The organism is Kluyvera georgiana ATCC 51603 (assembly GCF_001654985.1).
Lineage (GTDB): Bacteria > Pseudomonadota > Gammaproteobacteria > Enterobacterales > Enterobacteriaceae > Kluyvera > Kluyvera georgiana.
Map to the genome: position 1 here is coordinate 1 of NZ_LXEU01000031.1, position 9,193 is coordinate 9,193.

At 57.2% G+C, this 9,193-nt stretch carries 10 protein-coding genes and 1 pseudogene; 7 read left to right on the top strand and 4 right to left on the bottom strand.

Going from position 1 to position 9,193, the window contains the following annotated elements; translation table 11 throughout:
* Nucleotides 1–13 precede the first annotated feature (13 nt).
* Nucleotides 14–376: pseudogene (locus tag M989_RS06940) on the bottom strand (endonuclease domain-containing protein).
* A gap of 197 nt (nucleotides 377–573) precedes the next feature.
* Here M989_RS06940 and M989_RS06945 point away from each other — a divergent pair.
* The 5 genes from M989_RS06945 (at nucleotide 574) to cysM (ending at nucleotide 5,413) form a co-directional block, all read left to right on the top strand.
* Entirely contained in the window at nucleotides 574–1,590 is a 1,017-nt protein-coding gene (locus tag M989_RS06945; protein WP_064543678.1) for a sulfate ABC transporter substrate-binding protein, read from the top strand.
* On the top strand, nucleotides 1,590–2,423 hold the full coding sequence (gene cysT / locus M989_RS06950; RefSeq protein WP_035897290.1) for a sulfate/thiosulfate ABC transporter permease CysT: 834 nt from the start codon (nucleotides 1,590–1,592) through the stop codon (nucleotides 2,421–2,423). The genes M989_RS06945 and cysT overlap by 1 nt, the downstream gene beginning before the upstream one ends.
* Complete coding sequence (gene cysW / locus M989_RS06955) at nucleotides 2,423–3,298, top strand: sulfate/thiosulfate ABC transporter permease CysW (protein WP_064543680.1); 876 nt, start codon at nucleotides 2,423–2,425, stop codon at nucleotides 3,296–3,298. The genes cysT and cysW overlap by 1 nt, the downstream gene beginning before the upstream one ends.
* Nucleotides 3,288–4,382: a sulfate/thiosulfate ABC transporter ATP-binding protein CysA gene (cysA, locus tag M989_RS06960; RefSeq protein WP_064543682.1), complete on the top strand. Its 1,095-nt coding sequence runs from the start codon at nucleotides 3,288–3,290 to the stop codon at nucleotides 4,380–4,382. The genes cysW and cysA overlap by 11 nt, the downstream gene beginning before the upstream one ends.
* 119 nt (nucleotides 4,383–4,501) lie before the next feature.
* Complete coding sequence (gene cysM, locus M989_RS06965; protein ID WP_064543684.1) at nucleotides 4,502–5,413, top strand: cysteine synthase CysM; 912 nt, start codon at nucleotides 4,502–4,504, stop codon at nucleotides 5,411–5,413.
* Here cysM and M989_RS06970 read toward each other — a convergent pair.
* Genes M989_RS06970 through ptsJ form a run of 3 tightly spaced genes read right to left on the bottom strand, consistent with a single transcriptional unit; the run spans nucleotide 5,410 to nucleotide 7,885 of the window.
* Nucleotides 5,410–5,811, bottom strand: coding sequence for a YybH family protein (locus tag M989_RS06970; RefSeq protein ID WP_064543686.1), 402 nt, complete (start codon nucleotides 5,809–5,811; stop codon nucleotides 5,410–5,412). The genes cysM and M989_RS06970 overlap by 4 nt on opposite strands.
* 9 nt (nucleotides 5,812–5,820) lie before the next feature.
* Nucleotides 5,821–6,576, bottom strand: a complete 756-nt coding sequence (locus M989_RS06975; RefSeq protein WP_064543688.1) for a type 1 glutamine amidotransferase — start codon at nucleotides 6,574–6,576, stop codon at nucleotides 5,821–5,823.
* 13 nt (nucleotides 6,577–6,589) lie between these two features.
* On the bottom strand, nucleotides 6,590–7,885 hold the full coding sequence (ptsJ, locus tag M989_RS06980; protein ID WP_064543690.1) for a MocR-like B6 salvage transcription factor PtsJ: 1,296 nt from the start codon (nucleotides 7,883–7,885) through the stop codon (nucleotides 6,590–6,592).
* An 85-nt stretch (nucleotides 7,886–7,970) separates the two neighbouring features.
* Between ptsJ and pdxK the strand changes: the two genes are divergently transcribed.
* Both pdxK and M989_RS06990 read left to right on the top strand, forming a co-directional pair.
* Nucleotides 7,971–8,837: a pyridoxine/pyridoxal/pyridoxamine kinase gene (gene pdxK / locus M989_RS06985; RefSeq protein ID WP_064543692.1), complete on the top strand. Its 867-nt coding sequence runs from the start codon at nucleotides 7,971–7,973 to the stop codon at nucleotides 8,835–8,837.
* Complete coding sequence (locus M989_RS06990; protein ID WP_064543694.1) at nucleotides 8,834–9,073, top strand: hypothetical protein; 240 nt, start codon at nucleotides 8,834–8,836, stop codon at nucleotides 9,071–9,073. The genes pdxK and M989_RS06990 overlap by 4 nt, the downstream gene beginning before the upstream one ends.
* Nucleotides 9,074–9,193: the final 120 nt, after the last annotated feature.

The window sequence follows — 9,193 nt, forward strand, 5'->3', positions numbered from 1 at the left end:
ACCGTACACCCTTTCAGGGAGAGGGCTGGGGTGAGGGTACACCCAACTCGAGCGCCTCAAGAATCATCCCTAACACCGCTTCCTCATTCTCCATCAACTCATTATTCCAGAACCGCAACACCCGCCATCCTTGCCGTCTCAACCATGCTGTTCTCCGAGCATCATACCCAGCTCGCTCATCATGCTGCCCACCGTCCAACTCCACCACCAGGCGAACTGCACAGCAGGCAAAATCAAGAATATACGGCCCCATCGGATGCTGACGACGGAACTTGTAACGTGCAAAACGCCGGTCACGCAGTAAATACCATAACCGACGTTACTGTGGCGTCAGCTGGCGTCGTAACTGACGAGCGAAATTAGGTTTAGCGTCCATTCGTGCACTTTACCTGTGATGGGCAGCGTTGTCAGAATGGTGTTATCGTTGTGGAATTCTGCTTCAGAAAATATCTTCAGACGCCTTATTCCCTTTTCAACTTCCAAATCACTAAACGGTATATAAAACCGTTACTCCTTTAGTACCCGTTATAAATACACTGATGCTCAGAAAGTCCTCACACTATAGGGTGCGCAATGGCGATTAAGTTACTGAAAAAAGGATACCTGGCCCTGACGGCTTCTGTGCTGCTGATGGCTCAGGCGCAGGCGACGGAACTGTTGAACAGCTCCTATGACGTTTCCCGCGAGCTGTTTGCCGCCCTGAATACGCCGTTTGAGCAGCAATGGGCGCAGGAGAACGGGGGGGACAAACTGACTATCAAGCAGTCCCATGCCGGTTCTTCCAAACAGGCGCTGGCAATTCTGCAGGGCTTAAAAGCAGACGTTGTAACTTATAACCAGGTAACCGACGTGCAGATTCTGCATGACAAAGGCAACCTGATCCCGGCTGACTGGCAGGCGCGTTTGCCGAATAACAGCTCGCCGTTCTACTCCACCATGGCGTTCCTGGTGCGTAAGGGCAACCCGAAGAATATCCACAGCTGGAACGATCTGGTGCGCCCGGACGTGAAGCTGATTTTCCCGAACCCAAAAACCTCCGGTAACGCGCGCTATACCTATCTGGCGGCGTGGGGCGCGGCGGATCAGGCTGACGGTGGCGATAAAGCGAAAACCGAGCAGTTTATGACCCAGTTCCTGAAAAACGTCGAGGTGTTCGATACCGGCGGTCGTGGTGCAACCACGACCTTCGTGGAGCGTGGTCTGGGTGACGTGCTGATCACTTTCGAATCCGAAGTGAACAACATCCGCAAACAGTATGAAGCACAGGGCTTTGAAGTGGTGGTGCCAAAGGTCAATATTCTTGCGGAGTTCCCGGTGGCATGGGTGGATAAAAACGTGAAGGCCAACGGTACCGAGAAGGCGGCGAAGGCTTACCTGAACTATCTGTACAGCCCGCAGGCGCAGACCATCATCACCGATTACTACTACCGCGTGAATAACCCGCAGGTGATGGATAAGCTGAAAGATAAATTCCCGCAGACCGATCTGTTCCGCGTGGAGGACAAGTTTGGTGCCTGGCCGGAAGTGATGAAGACGCACTTCGCCAGCGGTGGCGAGTTAGACAAGCTGTTAGCGGCGGGGCGTAAGTAATGTTTGCTGTTTCCTCCAGGCGTGTGCTGCCGGGTTTTACCCTGAGCCTCGGCACCAGTCTGCTGTTTGTTTGTTTAATTCTGCTGCTGCCGCTGAGCGCGCTGGTCATGCAACTGGCGCAGATGAGCTGGTCGCAGTACTGGGACGTGATTACCAACCCGCAGGTGGTGGCGGCCTACAAAGTGACGCTGCTGTCGGCGTTTGTGGCCTCGATTTTTAACGGCGTGTTCGGCCTGCTGATGGCGTGGGTGTTAACCCGCTACCGTTTCCCGGGCCGTACGCTGCTGGACGCGCTGATGGATCTGCCGTTTGCGTTGCCAACGGCGGTGGCGGGCCTGACGCTGGCGTCGCTGTTCTCAGTGAACGGCTTCTACGGTGAGTGGCTGGCGAAGTTTGATATTAAGGTGACCTACACCTGGCTCGGCATCGCGGTTGCGATGGCGTTCACCAGCATTCCGTTTGTGGTACGTACCGTTCAGCCGGTGCTGGAAGAGTTAGGCCCTGAATATGAAGAAGCGGCGGAAACCCTGGGTGCTACGCGCTGGCAAAGCTTCCGTAAAGTGGTGCTGCCGGAACTTTCCCCGGCGCTGGTGGCGGGCGTCGCGCTATCGTTCACCCGCAGCCTTGGCGAGTTTGGCGCGGTGATTTTCATCGCCGGGAACATTGCCTGGAAGACGGAAGTGACCTCGCTGATGATCTTTATTCGCCTGCAGGAGTTTGATTATCCGGCGGCGAGCGCGATTGCATCGGTGATCCTCGCAGCCTCTCTGCTGCTGCTGTTCTCCATCAATACCTTGCAAAGTCGCTTTGGTCGACGTGTGGTAGGTCACTAATGGCGGAAGTTACTCAATTGAAGCGCTATGACGCACCCCGCATCAACTGGGGTAAATGGTTTCTGATTGGTACCGGGATGCTGGTTTCGGCCTTTATCCTGCTGGTGCCGATGATCTACATCTTCGTCCAGGCTTTCAGCAAAGGGTTGATGCCGGTGCTGCATAACCTGGCCGACCCGGACATGCTGCACGCCATCTGGCTGACGGTGATGATTGCGCTGATTACCGTGCCGGTAAACCTGGTGTTCGGCGTGCTGCTGGCATGGCTGGTGACGCGCTTTAACTTCCCGGGTCGTCAGCTGCTGCTGACGCTGCTGGATATCCCGTTTGCCGTCTCGCCGGTCGTTGCGGGTCTGGTGTATCTGCTGTTTTACGGCTCCAACGGCCCGCTCGGCGGCTGGCTGGAAGCACACAACCTGCAAATTATGTTTGCCTGGCCGGGCATGGTGCTGGTGACGATTTTCGTCACCTGTCCGTTTGTGGTCCGCGAGCTGGTGCCGGTGATGCTCAGCCAGGGCAGCCAGGAAGATGAAGCGGCGATTCTGCTTGGGGCTTCCGGCTGGCAGATGTTCAGACGCGTGACGCTGCCTAATATTCGCTGGGCGCTGCTGTACGGCGTGGTGTTGACTAACGCCCGCGCCATCGGCGAGTTCGGCGCGGTGTCCGTGGTCTCCGGCTCGATTCGCGGCGAGACCCTGTCGTTACCGTTACAGATTGAACTGCTGGAGCAGGACTACAACACCGTCGGTTCCTTTACCGCCGCCGCGTTGCTGACCCTGATGGCAATTCTGACGTTGTTTTTAAAGAGTGCGTTGCAGTGGCGTTTACATAATCAGGAAAAACGCGCGCAACAGGAGGGAAATCATGAGCATTGAGATTGCCAATATTAAGAAATCTTTTGGTCGCACCCAGGTGCTGAATGATATCTCTCTGGATATCCCTTCCGGCCAGATGGTCGCGCTGCTGGGGCCGTCCGGCTCCGGGAAAACTACGCTGCTGCGTATTATCGCCGGGCTGGAGCACCAGACCAGCGGGCACATCCGTTTCCACGGCACCGACGTCAGCCGCCTGCACGCGCGCGATCGTAAGGTGGGTTTCGTCTTCCAGCACTATGCGCTGTTCCGCCATATGACGGTGTTTGACAACATTGCTTTCGGTTTGACGGTGCTGCCGCGTCGTGAACGACCCAATGCCGCCACCATTAAAGCGAAAGTGACCAAACTGCTGGAGATGGTGCAACTGGCCCACCTGGCCGATCGCTATCCGGCGCAGCTTTCCGGTGGGCAAAAGCAGCGTGTGGCGCTGGCTCGCGCGCTGGCGGTGGAGCCGCAAATTTTACTGCTCGACGAACCGTTCGGCGCGCTGGATGCGCAGGTGCGTAAAGAGCTGCGTCGCTGGCTGCGTCAGCTGCATGAAGAGCTGAAATTCACCAGCGTGTTCGTTACCCACGACCAGGAAGAGGCGATGGAGGTTGCCAACCGTGTGGTGGTCATGAGCCAGGGCAATATTGAACAGGCCGACGAGCCGGATCAGGTATGGCGCGAGCCAGCTACGCGCTTCGTGCTGGAGTTTATGGGCGAAGTGAACCGTCTGCAGGGTATCGTGCGCGGCGGGCAGTTCCACGTCGGCGCGCACCGCTGGCCGTTAGGTTACACGCCATCCTATCAGGGGCCCGTGGATCTGTTCCTGCGTCCGTGGGAAGTGGATGTCAGCCGCCGTACCAGCCTCGATTCGCCGCTGCCGGTTCAGGTGCTGGAAGCCAGCCCGAAAGGGCACTACACCCAATTAGTCGTGCAGCCGCTGGGGTGGTATCACGATCCGCTGACCGTGGTGATGCGCGGTGACGACGCGCCGCTGCGCGGCGAGCGTCTGTTTGTCGGCTTACAGAACGCGCGTCTCTATCATGGCGACCAGCGTATTGAGCCCCATGAGGCGCTTGCTCTCGCGGAGTCTGCCTGATAGGTTAATTTGCAGGTTTATCGCACGGTGGCGCTTCGCTTACCGGGCCTACAGCGTATATCGTGATTTTGTAGGCCGGGTAAGCGAAGCGCCACCCGGCTTTATCTTGGGCAGAAAACGTGAACACATTAGAACAAACCATCGGCAATACGCCGCTGGTCAAATTGCAGCGTCTGGGGCCGGACAACGGCAGCGAAATCTGGATCAAACTGGAAGGTAACAACCCGGCAGGATCGGTAAAAGACCGTGCGGCGCTGTCGATGATCGTCGAGGCGGAAAAGCGTGGTGAAATTAAACCGGGCGACGTACTGATTGAAGCCACCAGCGGCAATACCGGTATTGCACTGGCGATGATTGCCGCGCTGAAAGGCTACCGCATGAAGCTGCTTATGCCGGATAACATGAGCCAGGAGCGCCGTGCGGCGATGCGTGCCTACGGTGCCGAATTGATTCTGGTGACCAAAGAACAGGGGATGGAAGGCGCCCGCGATTTAGCGCTGGAGATGGCCCAGCGCGGTGAAGGCAAGCTGTTGGATCAGTTCAACAACCCTGACAACCCGTACGCACACTACACTACCACTGGCCCGGAAATCTGGCAGCAAACGGCAGGGCGTATCACTCATTTTGTTTCCAGTATGGGCACCACCGGCACCATTACCGGCGTGTCGCGTTTTCTGCGCGAGCAGGAAAAAGCGGTTACTATCGTTGGTCTCCAGCCGGAAGAGGGCAGCAGCATTCCGGGCATTCGCCGCTGGCCTGCGGAATATATGCCAGGGATTTTTAACGCCAGCCTGGTGGATGAGGTGCTGGATATTCACCAGAACGACGCGGAAAACACCATGCGCGCGTTGGCGGTAAAAGAAGGCGTGTTCTGCGGCGTTAGTTCCGGCGGTGCGGTAGCCGGCGCCATTCGCGTGGCGGAACAGAATCCGGGCTCTGTGGTGGTAGCGATCATCTGCGATCGCGGCGATCGTTACCTGTCTACCGGCGTGTTTGGTGAAGAGCACTTCAGCCAGGGGGCGGGGATCTAAACCGCAGGTGTATCCAGCAGGTCGGTGCCGTAGGAGTTGTCTACCGTACACAGCCAACGCCCTTCCTGCTGGCGAAACACATAGGTCGCACGGCGCGTGACCTGCGACGTACCGCCTTCCGCCAGTGGAATATCCAGCCGGGTTTCCATAATCACCAGCGCGTTATCACCGCCTTCAATAATCTCCATTCGCCCCTGCGTCACTACCAACCGGTGCTGAAAGTAGTCGGCGATAGCAATAAACGCTTTGCGAATATTCTCTTTGCCGCTGACGACCATGCCCGGTTTAACTACCAGGGTGGCGTCGTCGGCGTAGTACTCCATCAGCGTGGCGTAGTCTTCCTGTGAGATGGCGCGGTCACAGGCTTCGATAACGGCTTTTAGCGATGATGCTGGCATGTATTCTCCTTATAGATATGAGCGTTCCAGGCGGCGCTGCGCCGTAGACGAACTGGAGGACGATTGGGTCAGCTTATCAAGGAATTCCCACAGTTTCTGGTTCATTTCATGATAATCATGGGTACGCATTTCATCCACTGAGCGAATGAATGGCTTGTCTTTGGCCTCCGCTAACTCCTGTTCAGAGTGCTGAATCAGCCCTTCAACCGCCTCGGCGGTAAATTCCAAATGGCACTGGAAGCCGTACACCTTATCGCCATATTGTACGATCTGACGTGGGCAACCATCACTTTCTGCCAGAATGACCGCCCCAGCAGCTAAGCCTGGCATGTCGTTGTGCCAGTGGCCGACGGTGAGTGGTGAGCCAAAATGGCTGAACAGCGAGTGCTGTCGACCTGCCTCGGTAAGGGTAATCGGATAGTGACCAATCTCTTTTTCCGGGCTCTGGCAAACGGGCGCGCCCAGCGCTTCGCCAATCAGCTGCGAACCCAGACAGATACCGACCACGGTGCGTCCAGCGTCTATCGCCTGACGAATCAAATGCTGCTCGGCCTGTGAGTTAAAGTAGGGGCACTCAGCAAGCGTCGTTCGTGGCGACTGCGGTCCGCCGAAAACCACCAACATATCAAAGCCGTCAGCGTTGTCGGGGACACTTTCATGCCGGTAGACGTGAGTCCAGCTAACGTCATGGCCGCGAGACTCGGCCCAGGGAATGTAAGCACCTGCGGATTCAAACGATTCGTGAAGCACAAAATGGACGCGCATGGATGTTCTCCGGTTAGAGGCTAAGCGCATGATGAATATCGGCTGCCAGACGGTTGATGTCGTTGTCGTTAAGGGTTGAAAGGGTGATACGCAGACCGTGTGCGGGCGCGTTGATGCCAAACGCTTCGCCTTCGCGAACCAGCCAGCCTGCTTTTGCCAGCGCAAACGCCGTACTCTGACTGGGGGTAGCCAGCGGTAGCCATAGGTTCAGGCCGTCCCCCTGGATCACGTCATTTACGCCATGTCGACATAGCGCCTGAGCTAATCTTTGCTGCTGACTGGCATAAAACAGGCGGGATTGAATGAGCGTGTGTTGATAAGCCTCGTCCGTCAGGCAGGCGTAGACCAGATCCTGTAACAGATGGCTGACCCATTGGCTACCGGCGTTAAGCCGTAGTCTTAGCCTGGCCGAGGTGGTCGGGTCGCTGGCGACAAAAGCCAGCCGCAGGTCCGGGCCTAGCGTTTTGGACATCGAGCGAACCACGGCCCAGTGCTGGGTTTGCGGTGTCAGCACCGGATGCCATGCGGTGGACGACAGCAGGGCAAAGTGGTCATCAACAATAACCAGTACCTGCGGGTAGCGACTCAGCACCTGCTGGATAGCGGCGGCGCGAGCGGCGCTCAGGCTGTAGCCTGTGGGGTTGTGGGCGCGTGGTGTCAAAATCACCGCGCGAGCGCCTTTGGCGAGCGCCAGTTCAAGCTTGTCTGCCACGAGTCCTTCGCTATCAATCTCTACCGGGCTGGCGTTAAAGCCGCTGTAGCGCAGTATGCTAATGCTGCTGAGAAAGCAGGGGTCTTCCACGACCACGCTGTCGCCGGGGAGCAAATGTGCGCAGAGCAGGCGCTCAATGGCATCCACTGCGCCGTTGGTCAGGTCGATATCGCCAGCGGTGGGCATGGCATCCTGCATCCATTCCTGTGCCCAGCCGTACAGCGCTGGAGATACCGGCGCATCGCCGTAAAGGCGCGGGGTGCGGCTGATGTGCGAAAGATAGCGAGCCAGATCGGGCAAACGAGCCGTATCTGGGTTACCGCTGGAAAGGTCGGTGAGCGGCGTATGCGGATTCCCACCTTCCAGTGCTGCTGGCGCGCGCGTTTCTTTTACAACGGTGCCGTTGCGTCCCAGGCTTAGCGCCAGCCCCGAGGTCACTAGCCGTTTATAGGCAGACGCCACCGTATTCCGGTTTACGCCCAGCCTGGCTGCCAGTTCCCTGACCGGCGGCAGCGTTTCCCCCTTCGCCAGTTGGCCGCTGGTGATATGCTGACGAATACTGTCAAAGATTTCGTTGGCGCTTTTTCCGTCGATCATTATTGACCTATGACAAAATGAAATTTAGCATATGACGATAATAGTGAGGCGCTCGCCCGCTGTCCAGAGTCATGAGGAGAAGGAGATGGGGCAGGATAGTGAAATACAGTCGGTGCTCTTCAACGATACGCACCGCGCGCTGCAAACGGATATCGTTGCGGTGCAGTCTCTGGTGGTCTACGGCAGCGTCGGCAACAGTATTGCCGTCCCGGCCATCAAAGCGCATGGCCTACGGGTCACCGCGGTGCCAACGGTGCTGTTCAGCAACACGCCGCATTACGAGACTTTTTACGGTGGAATTATTCCCAGCGAATGGTTTGGCGGTTATCTCACCGCACTGAATGAACGTGACGCGTTGCGCGAGCTGAAGGCCGTGACCACCGGCTATATGGGCAGCGCTGAGCAGATTGCGCTGCTGGCGCAGTGGCTGAAAATGGTGAAGATCACGCATCCGGATATCTGCATTCTGGTCGACCCGGTAATTGGCGATGTCGACAGCGGGATGTATGTGAAGGCAGAAATTCCAGAGGCCTATCGTACGCACCTGTTGCCGCTGGCGCAGGGGCTAACGCCGAACGTATTCGAGCTGGAAATGCTCAGCGGTAAGCCCTGTGGCACGTTGAATGAGGCGATTGCGGCGGCGCAATCGCTGTTATCTGAGACGCTAAAATGGGTGGTGATCACCAGCGCGCCGGGCCAGACGACAGAAAATATTACGGTGGCGGTAGTGACCGCGGAATCTACGGCCATCATTGACCATCCACGTCTGGAAACGGACTTAAAAGGCACTGGCGATCTGTTCTGCGCTGAGCTGATTAGCGGCATCGTGAAGAAAAAATCGCTGTCTGATGCCGCGCATGATGCGGCACAGCGGGTGCTTGAGGTGATGAGCTGGACGCAGAAATGCGGCTGCGATGAATTAATTCTGCCGCCGACAGGGGAGGCGCGATGAAGAGCTACCGTCTGGTTATTCGCCATAATGGGCGTCTGGTGGGCCATTTTGAAACCTGTGGGCAAAATGCGCTGGAGGATGCTTGCGTCGCGCGTGCGATGTTTGGCGTCACCGGAGGTTACCAGTGCGAACTGCAGGTGTCCGATTCTGAACGTCGGATACTGGAAAGTGGCCCGGAGGGCATGAAAATCCTGATGCGCGAGCCGTGCTTTCGCCCGGTGACCTCGCCGTTGTAATGAGTAGGCCGGATAAGGCGCTTGCGCCGCCATCGGGCAATCGTGCGGCACATTGCCCGATGGCGCTGCGCTTATCAGACCTACAGGCAAAAAAAATGGCGCCAATCGGCGCCATTTTTA

What these genes read in the sequence shown, in the direction of transcription:
- M989_RS06990 (WP_064543694.1), top strand. Translation starts at nt 8,834, where the DNA reads ATGAAGAGCTACCGTCTGGTTATTCGCCATAATGGGCGTCTGGTGGGC.
- M989_RS06975 (WP_064543688.1), bottom strand. Translation starts at nt 6,576, where the DNA reads ATGCGCGTCCATTTTGTGCTTCACGAATCGTTTGAATCCGCAGGTGCT.
- ptsJ (WP_064543690.1), bottom strand. Translation starts at nt 7,885, where the DNA reads ATGATCGACGGAAAAAGCGCCAACGAAATCTTTGACAGTATTCGTCAG.
- cysT (WP_035897290.1), top strand. Translation starts at nt 1,590, where the DNA reads ATGTTTGCTGTTTCCTCCAGGCGTGTGCTGCCGGGTTTTACCCTGAGC.
- cysW (WP_064543680.1), top strand. Translation starts at nt 2,423, where the DNA reads ATGGCGGAAGTTACTCAATTGAAGCGCTATGACGCACCCCGCATCAAC.
- cysA (WP_064543682.1), top strand. Translation starts at nt 3,288, where the DNA reads ATGAGCATTGAGATTGCCAATATTAAGAAATCTTTTGGTCGCACCCAG.
- M989_RS06970 (WP_064543686.1), bottom strand. Translation starts at nt 5,811, where the DNA reads ATGCCAGCATCATCGCTAAAAGCCGTTATCGAAGCCTGTGACCGCGCC.
- pdxK (WP_064543692.1), top strand. Translation starts at nt 7,971, where the DNA reads ATGGGGCAGGATAGTGAAATACAGTCGGTGCTCTTCAACGATACGCAC.
- M989_RS06945 (WP_064543678.1), top strand. Translation starts at nt 574, where the DNA reads ATGGCGATTAAGTTACTGAAAAAAGGATACCTGGCCCTGACGGCTTCT.